Source organism: Glaciimonas sp. OK215, from assembly GCF_057787885.1.
On record NZ_CM173544.1, the window covers coordinates 3,078,009 to 3,094,584 of the forward strand.

Consider the following 16,576-nt stretch of genomic DNA (forward strand, 5'->3'; position numbering starts at 1 on the left):
GCGTTTCACGCAGCGCACGGCTGTGCTTGCCTGTTTAGGCTCCCCATGCGTTTTCGCTCGAACACCTGACACCACCCCGGACTTTCGGTGAGGGGCGGACCCATGCAGGTGGGGTGACGACTACCAAGAACTGATCCACAAAGAGCGCGAGACCCGATCTCGACGCTGATGTCTTGTCCTGACCCGTTAGGTCGGACGGCATCCCCAACCCCGCGCGGCGCAGAAATGCACAAACGGGACGGATCAATTGAACCATTTTTAAGGCTAACCGAGCCTGCCCTGTTTCATGGGCAGGCAAATCTCTGGGTAAACGCAGCAAGGAGCGTGGTCGCGTGCTGCGCATGGCAATGACCACTGGGCGGAGATGGCGATGGAATCCGCCGTCCGGGTTCACATCTCTTCGATTCCACAATGACTGGACCCACCCACTTTTCGAGCAGTGGGCGTTCGACAACGGAGGGCAGTATGTCCAAGGGAACAATGCACATCCGCACTCCGCGTGCGGCGGCTTCGCTCGTCCATCAACCGCGCCGCCGCCAGGAATGGAACGGACTCAGCGCTGAGGAAATCCTTACGCGCCACCGGATCGGCGAAACCCCACCGCTCAAGGTGCTCGAACTCTTGATCGATCTGTTCAACAAGCAGCACACGGCCAGACACAAGGAAGTGTCTTTCAAGACGCGCCAGGAACGGGCAGAGTTCCTGCGGCGCTTCTTTCGCGACCTGAAACACAAGGCAGGATTCAAGACGCTGCCCGATCCACGCAACCTGGGTGAGCGTCACATCAAGGCAATGGTGGCGGTCTGGCAAAAAGAAAAGCTGGCACCGGCGACGATACAGACTTACCTGAGTTTCTTGCGGGGGCTTGCCCAGTGGCTCGGCAAACATGGACTGGTGCGCCAGCCGCAGCACTACGAATTGGAACCGGATGAGTATCAACGCCATGAGGCATCCGAACGCGACAAGAGCTGGACTGCACAACGGATCGATATCGATGGCTTGATTGGTGAAATATGCCTGTTCGACCCACATGTGGGGGCGGCGATGCGGCTGGTGCGGACCATGGGCATGCGCAGGAAGGAGGCGATCATGTTCCGGCCCCACGTCTGCGTGGTGCCGTTCGAGGCTACCGGATTGCCGCTCCACAAACGGAAGGCCGACCGGTATGCACGCATCAAAGCGGGTAGCAAAGGCGGACGCGAACGCTTCGTCGCGCTGGACACCCCAGAACGCATTGCGGCGATTGAGCATGCGCAAGCGGTCGTCGCTACCGCCGATGGTCACATCGGACATCTGTCGCACAGCCTGGAACAGGCACTACGTCGATTCAACTATGTACTGGAGAAATTCGGCGTCACCCAGAAGGCATTGGGCGTCACTGCGCATGGGCTACGGCACGAGGTGCTGATCGCGCAATTCGAAGCGCTCACTGGACATCCGGCGCCGGTGCGGGGCGGCAGAAGATTGCCGGCGGAAATCAGCGATCCAGCACGTCAGGAGGTTGCCGAGTTGGCCGGACATGCACGTAAGCGGGCATCGAACGCCTATTGTGGGTAGTTGATTGTTATGTGCAGCAAGTCGAATCAGTGCACATGGAGCCTTAATGCTAATGATTCGGTCTCACCATAATATTCGCGCAGGACACCTAGGGCCGCCGCGAAAGCGGCGGCCCTATCGGCTTACAGGGAGTGCAGCCATTCAAGCAGTGTCTTGTTCTGCTGCCATGACGGCATCGTCGGAAGCGGAGCATCCGCAACCTTTTCGAGCGCGCGTCGCTTCATCTCCAGGTTCGCTCGTGCGTAGATATGTGTCGTCTTCACGTCTACGTGGCCGAGGAAGTCGCGGATGATTTCGAGCGAGACGCCGCTCTGCAACAGATGCATGCCCTTTGTATGCCGAAGGCTGTGCGGACTCACTGGCTGCGTGAAGCCCGGCAGGCTGGACCGGACAGGTTGAACATGGTTTTGCAAGAGATAGCGTACGCCCCAGCGCGACAGCCGTCCGCCTTGCCGGTTCTGGAATAGCGGCTCATGTCCGCGTTCAGGGCGGTCCAGACCCTGCTCGCGCAGATAATCGCGAATAAGCTGCGCCGTGGCATCCATCAAGGGAACCACACGCACCTTGCGCCCTTTGCCGAAGAGCCGGACCTGCGCTGGTGACGTCAGGCGAACATCATCGGCATTGAGATCGATCAGTTCCTGCACGCGAGCGCCGCTGTCGTATAAGAGGCTCAACATCACGGCATCTCTGCGCCCGCCGCACGTCGTCAAATCGGGATGAGCGAGTATCCTGGCGAGTTGGTCCTTTGATAGATATTCGACCGTCGATTGCGCAATACGCCGAAGAGGGATGGCCAGAATCTTCTGGCACTGCAGCAAACGATCTGGCACCTCCGACTGTACGTACCGGAAGAAGGCGTGCAACACGGCCAAGCGCTGATTTTGTGTGCGCGCTGAACAGTGCCTGTCCTTGCCGAGGTGCTCAAGGAATGCATCTACGAACGCCACATCGACATGCGCAAGCGATAGCCGTTCCACGGGGATGCCACGGTTATCGCGCGCGAACCGCAGGAGCAGCGTGAACACGTCCCGATAGGCCTTGATGGTGTTGGGGCTCAGGTTGCGCTGCGCCGCCAAGTAGCGAGTCAGGAAGTTTGTGACTTGAATAGAGAAGTCTGTGGGCTTCATGACGCACTCCTTCCACGCGGAATGACGTCGCCGAATGCGCTGTTGGCTCGAACAACGACTTCAGGGAACAGTTCTGCCGTCATGTGGAGATACTCCTGGGTGCCGTCGAGCGAAGCGTGGCCCAGATAGGTTGCCAGCACCGGGAGCTTGGCATCAAGATCCGCACCTTCACGATACCAACGAAGCAGGGTGTGAACGGCAAACGTGTGTCGCAGATCGTGGATTCGTGGTCCTCGCCCGCGCCCGCCATGGGAGATTTGGCAGCGAAGCAGCAATTCCCGAAACAGCCAGTAGACCGAACTGACACACCAAGCTCCGCCGTGCGGTGACGTGAAGAAGAACGCGTCATCAGGCCGTGGACCGAATTCGGCGGCGTACCTCTGCAGGCGCTGTATGAGCGGCAAAGCTGGAGGCACGAGGCGGTCCTTGGCGAACTTGGCTGCGCGCACCGTCAGCTCGCCATGCCCGAGATCGACGTCGCCGACACGCAATCGCAGCACTTCGTTGACGCGAAAGCCACAACCGTAGAGCAGGCGTAGGACTTCGGGCATGATGATGTGGCGCAACGGTGCTCTTGCCGTTGGTTTTACATTGTCGACGGCATCGAACAACTGCCGGATCTCTGCGTGTGTGAAGATGTGCGGCGTAAACATGGTCGTACGCTTCGTGCCAAGCGCTCGGTCTGGGACATCGGCGCGCAGCCCCAGACGGCACATGTACATTGCCAACTGGCGAATCACCGAGATGCGACACAGTTGTGTGGCCGCGGCTTCGTGGGACTGCTTGGCGAGCCATTGCCAACTGAGTGCCCGAGGCAGTTCGCATTTATCCAGTCCTTGTGCACACAAGAAGGCGTCAAACCGACGCAGAATCATGATGCCTTCTTTGTAGTGGTAGCCACATGCCTGCTTTTCCAGAACAAACTGCTCCATGAGGGCTGCCACCGGGCTGTGCCCCGCAACTTGCCGAGTCTCATTGACCATGATGCATCTCCTCGGTATTGATTGCGGCGCTGCGCAGCGCTTCCACATCAGCCTTGGCATAAATAAACGTCGATGTTGACGACGCGTGCCCTAAGATGGCGGAAATGACATGGAATGGCGTATCCTCTTGCAACAATCTGGTCGCCAGCGTGTGACGCAGCGAATGCAGCCCCTTGCTCTGCTTGGACTTGAATTCGATGCCGGCGAGTTCTCGCCAGTTCGAGACGATATAGTGCAGGTGGTTCCCCGATGAGAAGGGAGAGAACGGCGGCGTCAGAGTGAGGAATACCTCGCGATGCAGGCTGCAAGGCCGGCCCGACTGTAGATAGTCGATCAACGCTGCACCAACTTCTTCGCTCATCGGAAGTACCAGCGGTTCACCGGTTTTGGCCTGTGTGATCTTGATCGTCGCAGACGCCCAATGGAGGTCATCAAGCTTCAGCGATCGAATGTCCCCCGAACGTATCCCAAGACGGGCCGCGATCAGGAGAATCGCGTAGTCACGTTTTCCCTTCGGCGAACTGCGGTCGACGGCCTGGAGCATCTGGTCTACGAGCCCACGCTCCCAGACCGCAGGAATCTTGGCCTGTTGGGCTACCCGGATGGTAGGAACCACCGTACTGAGGTCACTCGACAATAAGCCCCTCGAGAACAAGAACTGCAAGAACAGCCGTACCCCGGATGATACGTGAGATACCGTCTTGGCTTTCCAACTCGACCTCGACGCGATGAAAGCGCTGACGTCAGCCGCTTGCATCTGATCGAAGGAATCTACACCTCTTGTCCCCAGGAAGTCGAGGAATACGGCAATGCTGTGTATCCGATCCCGAAGACTTGACTCGCGAAGGTGCAAGCGCTCTCTGGAAAACTGCTCGTAAGTACGCATCGGCTTGTGCATAGCGAGCGGCACGTGAAGTCCGCGCGTTTCCGCGATAAATCGGACGACGCTGCCAGTGCGGGCATAGTCGTCGAGAATTCTAAGAGCAAATACGAGGTGCCGACGCCAACGTTCGCCTTGCTTGAGGCATTTACGATCGCCAAGGCCGTACTCTTCCTCGAAACGAAGCGCCATATCTCGAGAGTAGTTTTCGCCAAGCTTCTGTTCGCGAGCAAAATCCGCAAGGTGCTTCCAAACCATGCAGTAGCGCTCCACCGTCCTCCTACTATATGTGCGCAGCAGAAGTTCGTGCTGTGCTCCGCAACTGAGCTGCTCAATCGACAAGTCACCCATTGCCTCGGATGTGAACTGATCCATGATCGCCTCCTTATTGACGGCGGCCACTATGACCACCGGGGATGACTATCATGAACTTTTATGTTGAGTTGGCGCTCCTTGATTCCCTAGCTCAAATCTGGTTGGCAGACACGTTGTGACGTTTACTGCACATAACAGCCAACTACCCACAATGATCAAATGTGTTGCTGCACATATTGCCTATTGCGGTGTACTGACGCGTACGCGCAAACAAGATAGCGCTCTCTCAAGCGAGGAATGAGGTTGTGTCAACCTGACTGTTAATCCGCAGGTCCCTGGTTCGAGTCCAGGTCGGGGAGCCAGAATACATAAGGGGTTACGTGAAAACGTAACCCCTTTTCGTTTTGCAAAATCACGTTATATCAGACAGTTGTCTGAAACTCCTCTCCTAAAACTACGCCACGCTTCCGTTCTGACGAACGATTGATTGATCCGTCTGACCACCGCAGTCACTGCCATGTATGGTATTGGCGGATGTTCCAATCGCAACACAAACTTGCCCGACAGCGCGTGCCGTGATGCCCCCTACGTGGTTTTACTCTATCGCCTTAACCATATCCTCTATCACCTTCTTGGCATCCCCGAACACCATCATGGTTTTATCCATGTAGAACAACTCGTTGTCCAGACCGGCATAACCGGAGGCCATCGAGCGCTTGTTGACGATCACGGTCTTGGCCTTGTAGGCTTCCAGGATCGGCATGCCGGCAATCGACGACTTCGGATCCTTGGCGGCCGGGTTGACCACATCATTGGCGCCCAGCACCAGCACTACATCGGCCTGGCCGAATTCGCTGTTGATGTCTTCCATCTCGAACACCTGGTCGTACGGCACTTCGGCCTCGGCCAGCAAGACGTTCATGTGGCCCGGCATGCGTCCCGCCACCGGGTGGATCGCGAACTTGACAGTGACGCCCTTATGCGACAGTTTTTCGGCCAGTTCCATCAACGCATGCTGGGCCCGCGCTACCGCCAGGCCGTAGCCTGGCACGATGATGACCGTTTCGGCATTGCCCATCAGGAACGCCGCATCGTCGGCCGAGCCGGATTTCACCGGGCGTTGTCCTTGTGCCGCGCCCTGCGTCGCGTCAGCGGGAGCGCCGCCAAAGCCGCCCAGCAACACATTGAAGAACGACCGATTCATCGCTTTACACATGATGTAGGACAGGATCGCACCGGAAGAACCGACCAGCGAACCGGCGATGATCAGCATCGCATTGTTCAGCGAGAAGCCGATCCCGGCCGCGGCCCAGCCCGAATAACTGTTCAGCATCGAGACCACCACCGGCATGTCGGCGCCACCGATCGGGATGATGATCAGCACGCCCAGCACGAAGGCGATGATGGTCATCAGAATGAACGGCAACCAGGATTGGGTCAGTACAAAAATAATGCCCAGACCGAGCATCGCCACCGCCAGCAGCAGGTTGATGAAATGCTGGCCCTTGAAGCTGACCGGCGCGCCCTGGAACAGGCGGAATTTGTATTTGCCCGACAGCTTGCCGAACGCAATCACCGAACCGGAGAAGGTGATCGCGCCGACGAAGGTGCCGATGAACAACTCGATCCGGTTGCCGACCGGCAACGCGTCGCCATGCGCTGCGATGCCGAAGGCCCACGGCTCGGACACTGCCGCCACCGCGATACAGACCGCCGCCAGACCGATCAGCGAGTGCATCGCCGCCACCAGTTCCGGCATCTTGGTCATCTCGACCCGCTTGGCCAGCGTCGCGCCAATGCCGCCACCGACCACCACTCCGCCGGCGACCAGCCAGAAGCCGATACCTGCGCCTTGCGCTTCCGTTTTGAGTTTGATCATCAGGGCCATCGTCGTGACGATCGCCAGCGCCATGCCAGCCATGCCGAAGGCGTTGCCGCGCCGTGCCGAGGACGGATGCGACAAGCCCTTCAAGGCCTGGATGAAACAGACTGAGGCGATCAGATAGAACATCGTCACCAGGTTCATGCTAACGAATTCCATACTCATGATTTGGCTCCCGCGATATCGGTTTTAGGGAGCGCCTTCGGCACTGCTTTAGGTTCTTTCTTCTTGAACATCTCCAGCATCCGCTGCGTGACCAGGAAACCGCCGAACACATTGACGGCGGCCAGCGCCACCGCGAATGTCCCGGCGACCTGCCCGACGATGCCTTCGGTCAGCCCGGCGGCCAGCATTGCGCCGATGATGATGATGGCGGAAATCGCGTTGGTGACCGCCATCAGCGGCGTATGCAAGGCCGGTGTGACGGTCCAGACTACGTGGTAGCCGACGTAGATCGCCAGTACAAAGATGATCAGGTTGGTGATGGTGTGCGTGACTTCCATGATTTTCCTATTCTATTTGCGCAGTACTTCACCGGCGCTGCATAACAAGGTGGCAGCAACGATATCGTCTTCGCGGTTGATGACCAGACCACCTTCCGGATTGACGATCAGCTTCAAAAAATCCAGCACGTTGCGGGCATACAGCGCTGAGGCGTCGGCGGCCAGCAGCGCTGCCAGATTGCCTTCGCCGATGATGTGCACGCCATGCTTGATCACGGTCTTGCCCGCTTCGGACAAGGAGCAATTGCCGCCCTGATCAGCGGCCATGTCGAGGACCACCGAACCCGGCTTCATGGCCTTGACGGTCGCTTCGCTGATCAGCACCGGCGCCCTGCGGCCCGGAATCAGCGCGGTGGTGATGATGATATCGGCCTGTTTGGCACGCTCATGCACCAGTTCCGCCTGACGCCGCATCCAGTCGGCCGGCATCTGCCGCGCGTAGCCGCCCACGCCTTGCGCGATTTCGCGTTCTTCATCGGTAATGAACGGCACGTCGAGGAATTTGGCGCCCAGCGATTCGATCTGCTCCTTGACCGCCGGCCGCACATCCGAGGCTTCAATCACCGCCCCCAGCCGTTTGGCCGTAGCGATCGCCTGCAGACCGGCCACGCCCGCGCCCATGATCAGCATGCGTGCCGCCTTGACGGTCCCGGCGGCGGTCATCAGCATCGGCATGAAGCGCTGATAGGTGTTGGCCGCCATCAGCACCGCCTTGTAACCGGCGATATTCGCTTGCGACGACAGCACGTCCATCGATTGTGCGCGCGAGGTCCGCGGCGCGGCTTCGAGGGCAAACGCGGTCAGGCCATGACTTGCCATCAGCGCGATGTTCTCGGCATCGAAAGGGTTCAGCATGCCGATCACCACAGTGCCCGATTTCATCAGCGCCCGTTCGTCGGCACTGGGTGCACGCACTTTCAGTACAGCGTCGCAGTTGAATGCCTCTGCTGCCGTGCCCATTTGCGCACCTGCCGCCATATACGCCTCATCGGGGATGCTGGATTGCGTTCCCGCACCCGACTGCACGATGATCTGATGTTTGTTCGCTACCAGTTTTTTTATCGTCTCCGGTGTGGCGGCGACGCGTGTCTCTCCCAGCCGTCTTTCGGCGGGAATGCCGATTTTCATTCTTTCTCCATTAGTTTTTAGATATTGCGACTTCGAAACGGACAGTTTGAGCCAGCCATAAAGATCACGGATGGACGACGGATTTGCCTCATATCGCCGCCGGCTCAGCCCCGTGCGTTTCCTTTGGTTAGTGCATCCGCTGGTTGGTTAAAGCGCCGATGGCATTTCAGCACCGAGGCGCGCAGCTAATTCACTTAGTTGCTGCGTCGTTTTTTGTAGAACTGGCACGCCCAGTTTTTGGGCAGTAAGTATGCTGCGCTCGGCTTGTTCGCCTGGCATGCGTACGGGAACACCTTCGCGCACCGGCGCATTGTTGTGACAAGACTCGGTGAGATAGTCCATTTGATTCAGGAAAGCGTCGCGTCCGGCAAACGCTTCCGGATCGAGCACCTGCAGAAAGACGTTGCCACCCCAGCGCTTCTCGGTATCTTTACGACCGTGGCCCGACAACCCTTGCGTAAGCGCTTCGACCATGAGTGCGAGGCCGAATCCCTTGTGACCATATTCCTGCCCTCCGAGGAGCAGCAGGCTACCCCGAGGATCGGTTTGTTCCAAGACGCGCGCATCGGTGGTAGGGCGACCCTCAGCATCCATCAACCAAGGTTGTTCAAAGGGTTCTCCATCGGCTGCCTTCTTGCGTGCCATGGAAACGGTTGTGATCGACGAACAAATGTCAACCAGTACCGGCGTTTTACTTCCAGGATATCCAATAGCAAAGGGATTTGGCGTAAGCAACGGCTCACGTCCGCCATAAGGCGCAACGAAGCCGAAAGCTGGGTCGGATGTAGCCAGGATGGCAATATACCCACGGTCAGTAGCCTGCTTTACAAGTGCGGCCAGGCAGGCAATATGGTGGCTCCGTCGTATCGCAAAGCTGATCACGCCGTGCTTGGCGACGCGCTCGAACGCGATGTTGAGCGCGCGCTCGACCAGCCAAAGGCCCGGCATATAGTTGCCATCCCACACCACGACCGACCCTGTGTCCTTTACACACTCAGGTCCGCCGCTTGGCGTCATCAACCCCTTTTCAAGCTGATCGATATACAGTGGACACAACGCTACGCCATGGGTGTGACGGCCCATCATATCGGTCAGCACTAATAGTCGGGCAACACTGTGCGCTTTATCGGCTTCCATACCTGCCGCTACAAACAGGTCAACAATAAAGTGGGTCAGGGGTTCAGCGGCATAATGAAGTTGTGACATTTTGAGGTTCTCCTAATTATTTTTTCGTTCATTAAAAGAGCGCCCTAAACGCGATGGGACGGAATCCATCCGTTTTTGGGTATCGCCAAATTTTGGGACGTTTCGATGTGGTATCTGCGCTTGCACTAATACGTGGATTTCAGGTACCTGGAGCGAAATCGAGCAGCACCTTGCAGCTACTTTGCGGGTCACGCTGGATGAGATCAAACGCCTTTGAGACATCGTGGAAATCAATTTGATGCGTGATGATCCGCTCGGGGTGGATAAGTCCCTTGCTGACCCAATCGATCACACGCGGGAACATCGCGCAATTCAGGCGTGAAGCATGCAAGGAGAGTTCCTTCTTGGTGAGTTCCTGCTGTGGGATTGCCGAAGGCTCGGCGGCGAAGCCGAGCAAACCGATGCGCGCGGCTGGCGCGGCGATACGCACCGCTTCTTCCAAAATACTCGGGTGGCAGACGGCGTCAATGATGAGCGTCGGACCGTGATCGATGCCAAGCCTGGCAAGTGCCTCGGTCAATGGTTCACGCCCGGTATTAATGACTTCATCGGCGCCGCAGGTAAGGGCCAGCTCCAGGCGTTCGTCGAGGCGGTCGGTAACGATCGTACGCACGCCGTAGACTCCCTTGAGCACTTCAACTACGGTCAGTCCGATCGGCCCTGCCCCGTAGACAAGCGCGATGTCGTTTGGAAATATGCCGGTGCGGCTGAGCACGTTGGCAGCCACTGCGTAGGGTTCAATGATCGCGGCACACGTTTCTGTTATGTTATTCGGAATATCATAGGCATTCGCGGCAGGTACGCAAACCGACTCGCTAAACCCGCCGTCACGGTGCACACCGTAGACTTCCAGGTTGTGGCAGACGTTGGGGCGCCCCACGGAGCAGGGATAGCATTGACCGCAGCTCACCACGGGATCGACGGCGACGAGTGCGCCGATGCGATCAGCGTCCACGCCGCTGCCGACCGCATCGATGCGGCCCACGAATTCGTGCCCGATCACGCGCGGATATATGGCAAATGGGTTCATGCCGTGGTAGATGTGCAAATCCGAGCCGCAGATGCCGGCATAGCGCACGCGCACCCGCACCTGTCCAGCACTGGGTTCTGGCAGCGGTCGCTCCATAACCGCGATCTGATGAGGTTGTTCGACGACGATGCTAAGCATTACATGATCCCCTTTTGCAAATGACACATTAAACCGTCGCTCGGGTGCGATGGCGAGATATAGAGCCTTTGTAGAGCGATGAGGCAGCGAACCTTCTTTCAGATGCCGCGCACATGGCCATGAAGCCGCCCACTAAGAAACCAAGTAGGTCGAGTCAGCTTAATCGACAAAATAATTTGCCGGCGCACACTTGCGCAGATCGAGCAGGTGTTCAGCGACCGTATCGATGTGGTAATGAATGGCAGCGGAGAGACCTGCGCCATCTCGTGCAGCAAGCCGCTCAACAAGGACTTCGTGTTCGCTTAGCGCGCGCCCTGCGTGTTGTTCGATGCGGTCGAGCAGCAACCAGCGCACACGGTCAAGATGGACCTTAGTCGTCTCAATCAGGGTCCATACCCGTTCGCGGCCAGTTAGCTCGAACATACTGCGGTGCATCGCTTCATCCAGCCGGAAAAATTCGTCTATGTGTCCACCTTCAAGTGCTGCACGTTGCATCGCGAGAGCCGCTTTGATTCCAGCGATTTGCATGGGCGTAATGGTTTTCACCAATTCGACCAGGTTCGCGCTTTCGAGCGCGCTTCGCACAAAATGACCTTCGCGAATCAAGGCAACTCGAATCGGCGCCACCACGGTGCCAACCTGCGGGTAGACAATTACCAAGCCTTCCTGCGAAAGCAGGCGCACCGCCTCGCGCACTGGCTGACGACTGATACCTATGGCCGCGGCGAGGGCCGCCTCTGACAAACTGGTGCCAGGCAACAATCGCCCCTCCACAATCGCTCGACGCAGCTGGGCGTGGACTTGATCTGCATAGGACAACTTCGGATCGAGCAAGGATGCGTCAAGGGCGTGGCCAATCTGCTCATGGGCCGCGTCGGCATCACGACGAATCGCGGTCGGTAAGGGAAACTTGCTCACAATAAGCCCTCTCTCTTTTTTTGTTTGTGCATTTGACCGCATACAAACTCGGTCAAAAAAATTATTGCTACTTGCGCTATGCCAAGTGCAATTTCAGTTATTATACCTCCATACTAGTATGGTAATCAATCGATTTAATTCACCTGCTTGAATCCGTCGAACTAACGTCCGGTTCAGGTGATTCCCTCGGCTTACTGTGCCATAAGGCCGAAATAATACTTAGGTAGTGTAATACGCAAACAAAATCGGTTTGTCAGCAGCAGGATAGGAATTTGAATCAGAAGTTGAAATAGTGCTATCGGTCTTGTGCCAAGGCAAACACTCATGCAGTTACAAGGAGAGTCATTGTGGATATACCTTCAGTCGTAGTCGTTACTTCAGCGTTCGGGGCCGATTTGGTCCGTGCGCGCGGACAGGCGCATTTCTTGCCGCTCGTCGCGCGTGCAGGTGCGAATGGCGTTGAGATACGACGCGAATTGTTTACCGGACCAGCACGGGATTTGAAGGCTTTGCGGGAGTTGCTCACGGAGCATAATTTGTACGCTATCTATTCAGCACCGCTGAGCCTGTGGCGGGATGACGGCACTCTTGCTGTAGAGGAATTAGGCGAATTACTAGGTGAAGCTGCGCTTCTTGATGCGCAGTTTTTGAAAATAACGCTCGGTCATTATGGTGAAAGCTGCAATGTCTTAGCGCTTGCTGCGCTTCTCAGCGCCAGTAATGTGCGTGTGTTAATTGAGAACGATCAAACTTCCGCTGGCGGTCGGATTGCGCCGCTTGCGATGTTCTTTGCAAGTTGCCGGGATGCAGGTGTGCCCATCGGCATGGTTTTCGACACTGGGAATTGGTGTTGGACCGGTACCGATCCCGCACAAGCCGCAATGGTCCTCGGTTCGCATGTGGAGTATGTGCATTGTAAGGCGGTGACGACTGATGGCGGGCGTTTGAGAGTCGTGCCATTGAACGGCGCGGACCCCAATTGGAGGGAGCTGTTTCGAAACTTTCCGGAGAATGTGCCACGCGCTATTGAATTCCCACTGCTCGGTGAGTCTCTGGAACTGGTCACGCGCGACTATATTGAACGTTTGCGTATTCTGTAACCATTGCTTCGCGCATCGTTCAATGTTTCATGTCAGGATGAGAAGTAGTTCCGCCAAATAAGAGCATGCGATATCGGAATTGGTGGGAGTAGTTCGACGTTTACTTGAACTACCCCCTCCCGAAAATTTCCGATTGAAGGATAATGAATTCCGGCAAGTACCATAAGAATTTCAGTAGCTTGCCCGATATAGTTTCACCGCGCCATCGACTTCCGCCCAGTAACGATCAAAAGAAATGACGCATGCCGAGATTAAATCCGCGATTACCGGAACCGGCTTCGCTTGCGTTGCCCACGGTATAAGTGGCGCCATTTGAATTTTTGATTACTGAGTACGCGGTGTACAAAACGGTACGCTTGGACAAGTCATACATATAACCGATTGCCATCTGGTTAGCATTTTTTTTAGCCGCCATATTGTCATGTTCACGTATGTAAGACGCCATGACCTTGTTTGCGCCGAACGGGATCGAAATACCGGCCATTACGTCCTTGTTATCGAGTGTTGTCGCGCCAGCAGCGTCAGACTTGTTGACTGCGTAGGAGAAGTGAGCTTTGACTACGCCGAAATCGTAAGTCCCAGCCAAAAGGGTGATTTTGGCGGAACCGGTACCTGTCGCGTCGTTTAAATTCTGGTACGCCAGACGCGCATACAGCGGGCCGCTTGTGTACCAAAGAGAGCCGCCGATATACCGCTTGGCGGACGTATTGCCCGCGACTTCACCGAGGCCATAAATGACGTCGGCAGCCAAGCCGTTCACGGTTGGTGTTTTGTAGTAAACGCTATTGTCAACGCGGCTGATATAGGTTGAGGCGACGACATTGTTTTGTCTACCCGCCGTTCCTAGTATGAACGGATCAGTTGAGCCCAAAGTTGAATCAACTGCCGAGTATTGACGCCCCAACGAAACACTGCCGAAGTTCCCTGTCAGACCGACATAAGCCTGACGCCCGAACAGCAAACCGCCTTGGCCCATTACCCCAGTGTCAAGCAGAAACCCGCTTTCCAGCAAGAAGATTGCTGCCAGGCCGCTACCCAAATCTTCGGTACCTTTGAATCCAAGGCGGGACCCATTGAGTACGCCACTGCTTAATTTTAGTGTCGAGCCGGGCGCTGTGCCACCACTCTCACGTACGAGGGCTGCATCCGCAACGCCGTAAACGGTAACGTTGGTTTGCGCAGATACCGTACCAGCAAAAGTGGCGAGCGCGGCGAGTGCGAAAAATGATTTATTCATTAAAGAGTCTCCTGAAATGTTGAAGTGTTTTTAGTATGTTTTCGGCAAATGCATGAAGGAGGTTCTTGTTGAACCTGGTCCTTTTGCGCAAGAACTTCGCAGGCGCGCGCACGCTTGATCAAGCGCCAAATGAATTTGGCCTTTATAGCGAAGCATTGCCATGATTTTCAGAGCACCTCGCGTGCTCTGTGCCGTGTCAGCAGGGCTTTTGGCGCATGCCGCAGACGGTTGGGACGTCTACATCAAACTAATTTCGCAGCTAATTTTTCGAGCGAGCGTAGAAATTTCATTGTGCGACGCATTGCATCGCAACTACCGTTTATGGCGGCAACACAAACTCATTTAGTTGAGCATTTCAGCAGGCAATGACGTGCCGTGATATCTCTTATGGATTTCGTTGAGCTTGCCATTTTTCAGGTTTGCTTGCACCCAACCGTCTATCCAATTACGTAACTTTTCATCGTTTTTGCGAACACCTATACCTAGATCGAAATTCTGCATAACGAATTTCGCTTCGATCTGGCGATCCGGTTTTTTCTGATTAATTGAAACTACCAATGCAGGCGTCGTGGCAAAAATATCGGCCTGCCCACTGATCATTGCGCTCATGGACGTCGCGTCGTCATCGTAGCGGACGATATCTGCGCCGACTGCTTTTTCGGTCGCAACATGATCGCTCGCGGTACCGCGTGTCGTTATCACACGTTTGTTGACGAGATCTGCATAGCTTTTGATGTTCATGTTTTTGGGTGCTGCCATGACTGCTTGAATGACCGAATACCGCTTGGAGAAATCGATCACTTTCTGCCGCTCTGGCGTGATGCTCAGCTGCGATACGACAATGTCGGCCTTATTAGTAAGCAGGTATGGAACACGGTTTGCACCGTTGACGCGCACGACCTCAAGTTGCGCACCGAGGTCTTTGGCGAGAAGCTGAGCGGTTTCGACATCCGAACCTATTGGCTGAAGCTTGTCATCCATCATCGCGTACGGCGGAACTGCCAGGTCGATAGCGATGCGAACCTTCTTTGTTTGTTTGATATTGTCCAGGGTATCGGCCTGCGCGAACGGGCTGACAACTGAGACCATGCCGACAATGGCCAAGGATAGGCCGATCATTTTAATAAATTTCATTTTGTCTCCGTGAATTTTTTAAGTGTGGCGCAGTAAAAATCGCGATTATTTATTGCTGTATTACAAGCCGTTGCCGACAAACTCCTGCAGCTCAATCGTTTGCGGATTGGCGAGCATTTCCCCGCGTCCAGTCTCACAGACTTTTCCTTGATCCATAAAGATCACCGTGTCTGCAACCTGGCGGGCAAATTCCATTTCGTGCGTGACAAGGATCATCGTCATGCCTTGTGAGGCTAACACCTCAATGACCTTGAGCACCTCACCTGTGAGTTGCGGATCCAGCGCCGCTGTCACTTCGTCAAACAACATCACTTTTGGCGACATCGCCAGCGACCGCGCAATTGCAACACGTTGCTGCTGACCACCCGAGAGTTGTTCGGGATAACAATCTGCCTTTTCCTCCAAGCCCACTTGGCGTAGTACCTTATGTGCGACGTCGCGCGCTTCAGCTTTCGATAACTTTTTGACCGCGTGCGGGGCCAACGTGATATTTTGCTCGACTGTCAGGTGCGGAAACAAGTTGTAACTCTGAAACACAATGCCCACATCGCGGCGCAAGGCATTTAAGTCAATATTACTGTCGGTCACGCGATGGCCGCAGACTTCGATTTTCCCGCTGTCGACTGTTTCCAACCGGTGGATGCAGCGCAGTGCAGTGCTTTTTCCCGATCCGCTACGACCAATAATGGCGACGACTTCACCCTTGTTAACTTGAAAGGACACGCCGTTGAGCACCTTCAGGTTGCCAAAGCTTTTGTGAATATTTTCGATATTAACTACGACCGACATTGAGTTTCCTTTCGAGAGAGCGGCTCCATAACGATAGCGGATAGCAGAGTGAAAAATACAGCGCCCCCACCAGCCCGAAGACAAGAAATGGTTTGAAAAGCGAGTTATTAACGATCTGTCCGGCACGAGTCAGTTCGACGAAGCCGATTACTGATGCGAGAGATGTGTTCTTGATCACCTGCACCATAAAGCCCACAGTGGGCGGTGTTGCAATGCGCAACGCTTGCGGCAAAATTACCAGGCGCATGCGCTGGCTCCAAGATAGTGCCAGGCACTCGGCAGCCTCCCACTGAGTACGGGGTACTGCCCGGATACTTCCTCTCCAAATCTCGCCTATGTAAGCGCCGACATACACTGCCATGGAAAACGCGGCGGCGACTATCGCCGGCAAATCGAGTCCCATGACACTAAATCCGAAATAGGACAGAAACATAACAACCAGCAATGGCGTACCCTGGATTATCTGCACATAGCCGATGGCAAGCCAGTTCAATACCCGACTGTTTGAAACACGGGCAAGCGCAGTGGCTAGACCGGCGATACTTCCGCCGGCGAAAGCAAGCAGTGAAAGGCCTACTGTCCACACACAACCCTGTAGCAAGTAATAAAAGTGCTCCACAGTGAAGATATTGTTCATCAAAATTCC

General features: G+C 55.7%; 15 protein-coding genes. 2 read left to right on the top strand and 13 right to left on the bottom strand.

The genetic code is table 11. The features are described 5' to 3' along the window. Window positions 1–465 precede the first annotated feature (465 nt). Entirely contained in the window at window positions 466–1,557 is a 1,092-nt protein-coding gene (locus AC3CHX_RS13885; RefSeq protein WP_488644582.1) for an integrase domain-containing protein, read from the top strand. Window positions 1,558–1,679: 122 nt separating this feature from the next. Here AC3CHX_RS13885 and AC3CHX_RS13890 read toward each other — a convergent pair whose 3' ends face one another. From AC3CHX_RS13890 to AC3CHX_RS13930, 9 genes are all read right to left on the bottom strand, one after another. Continuing rightward, complete coding sequence (locus AC3CHX_RS13890) at window positions 1,680–2,687, bottom strand: tyrosine-type recombinase/integrase (protein WP_488644583.1); 1,008 nt, start codon at window positions 2,685–2,687, stop codon at window positions 1,680–1,682. Continuing rightward, entirely contained in the window at window positions 2,684–3,670 is a 987-nt protein-coding gene (locus AC3CHX_RS13895) for a tyrosine-type recombinase/integrase (protein ID WP_488644584.1), read from the bottom strand. The genes AC3CHX_RS13890 and AC3CHX_RS13895 overlap by 4 nt, the downstream gene beginning before the upstream one ends. After that, window positions 3,660–4,925 carry a site-specific integrase gene (locus AC3CHX_RS13900; RefSeq protein WP_488644585.1) on the bottom strand — a complete coding sequence of 422 codons (1,266 nt, stop codon included), beginning with the start codon at window positions 4,923–4,925 and terminating at the stop codon, window positions 3,660–3,662. The genes AC3CHX_RS13895 and AC3CHX_RS13900 overlap by 11 nt, the downstream gene beginning before the upstream one ends. A 535-nt stretch (window positions 4,926–5,460) precedes the next feature. Continuing rightward, window positions 5,461–6,906, bottom strand: a complete 1,446-nt coding sequence (locus AC3CHX_RS13905; protein ID WP_488644824.1) for an NAD(P)(+) transhydrogenase (Re/Si-specific) subunit beta — start codon at window positions 6,904–6,906, stop codon at window positions 5,461–5,463. 2 nt (window positions 6,907–6,908) lie between these two features. After that, complete coding sequence (locus AC3CHX_RS13910) at window positions 6,909–7,250, bottom strand: NAD(P) transhydrogenase subunit alpha part 2 (RefSeq protein WP_488644586.1); 342 nt, start codon at window positions 7,248–7,250, stop codon at window positions 6,909–6,911. Window positions 7,251–7,262: 12 nt separating this feature from the next. After that, window positions 7,263–8,378 (bottom strand): Re/Si-specific NAD(P)(+) transhydrogenase subunit alpha, encoded by a 1,116-nt coding sequence (locus AC3CHX_RS13915; RefSeq protein WP_488644587.1) that lies wholly within the window; start codon window positions 8,376–8,378, stop codon window positions 7,263–7,265. A 147-nt stretch (window positions 8,379–8,525) separates the two neighbouring features. Then, complete coding sequence (locus AC3CHX_RS13920; protein ID WP_488644588.1) at window positions 8,526–9,584, bottom strand: Ldh family oxidoreductase; 1,059 nt, start codon at window positions 9,582–9,584, stop codon at window positions 8,526–8,528. Between the two features lie 139 nt (window positions 9,585–9,723). Continuing rightward, window positions 9,724–10,752, bottom strand: a complete 1,029-nt coding sequence (locus tag AC3CHX_RS13925) for a Zn-dependent oxidoreductase (protein ID WP_488644589.1) — start codon at window positions 10,750–10,752, stop codon at window positions 9,724–9,726. Window positions 10,753–10,911: 159 nt separating this feature from the next. Further along, window positions 10,912–11,670, bottom strand: coding sequence for a GntR family transcriptional regulator (locus AC3CHX_RS13930; RefSeq protein WP_488644590.1), 759 nt, complete (start codon window positions 11,668–11,670; stop codon window positions 10,912–10,914). Between the two features lie 347 nt (window positions 11,671–12,017). Between AC3CHX_RS13930 and AC3CHX_RS13935 the strand changes: the two genes are divergently transcribed. Beyond that, window positions 12,018–12,770 carry a sugar phosphate isomerase/epimerase family protein gene (locus AC3CHX_RS13935; protein WP_488644591.1) on the top strand — a complete coding sequence of 251 codons (753 nt, stop codon included), beginning with the start codon at window positions 12,018–12,020 and terminating at the stop codon, window positions 12,768–12,770. A 226-nt stretch (window positions 12,771–12,996) separates the two neighbouring features. On the opposite strand, the gene AC3CHX_RS13940 is transcribed toward AC3CHX_RS13935, so the two are convergent. The 4 genes from AC3CHX_RS13940 to AC3CHX_RS13955 all read right to left on the bottom strand — a co-directional run bounded on the left by AC3CHX_RS13940 (window position 12,997) and on the right by AC3CHX_RS13955 (window position 16,567). Then, window positions 12,997–14,007, bottom strand: a complete 1,011-nt coding sequence (locus tag AC3CHX_RS13940) for a porin (RefSeq protein WP_488644592.1) — start codon at window positions 14,005–14,007, stop codon at window positions 12,997–12,999. Between the two features lie 342 nt (window positions 14,008–14,349). Next, entirely contained in the window at window positions 14,350–15,141 is a 792-nt protein-coding gene (locus AC3CHX_RS13945) for a transporter substrate-binding domain-containing protein (protein WP_488644593.1), read from the bottom strand. A gap of 60 nt (window positions 15,142–15,201) precedes the next feature. Further along, window positions 15,202–15,930 carry an amino acid ABC transporter ATP-binding protein gene (locus tag AC3CHX_RS13950; protein ID WP_488644594.1) on the bottom strand — a complete coding sequence of 243 codons (729 nt, stop codon included), beginning with the start codon at window positions 15,928–15,930 and terminating at the stop codon, window positions 15,202–15,204. Continuing rightward, window positions 15,914–16,567, bottom strand: a complete 654-nt coding sequence (locus AC3CHX_RS13955) for an amino acid ABC transporter permease (protein ID WP_488644595.1) — start codon at window positions 16,565–16,567, stop codon at window positions 15,914–15,916. Before AC3CHX_RS13955 ends, AC3CHX_RS13950 begins: the two co-directional genes overlap by 17 nt. Window positions 16,568–16,576: the final 9 nt, after the last annotated feature.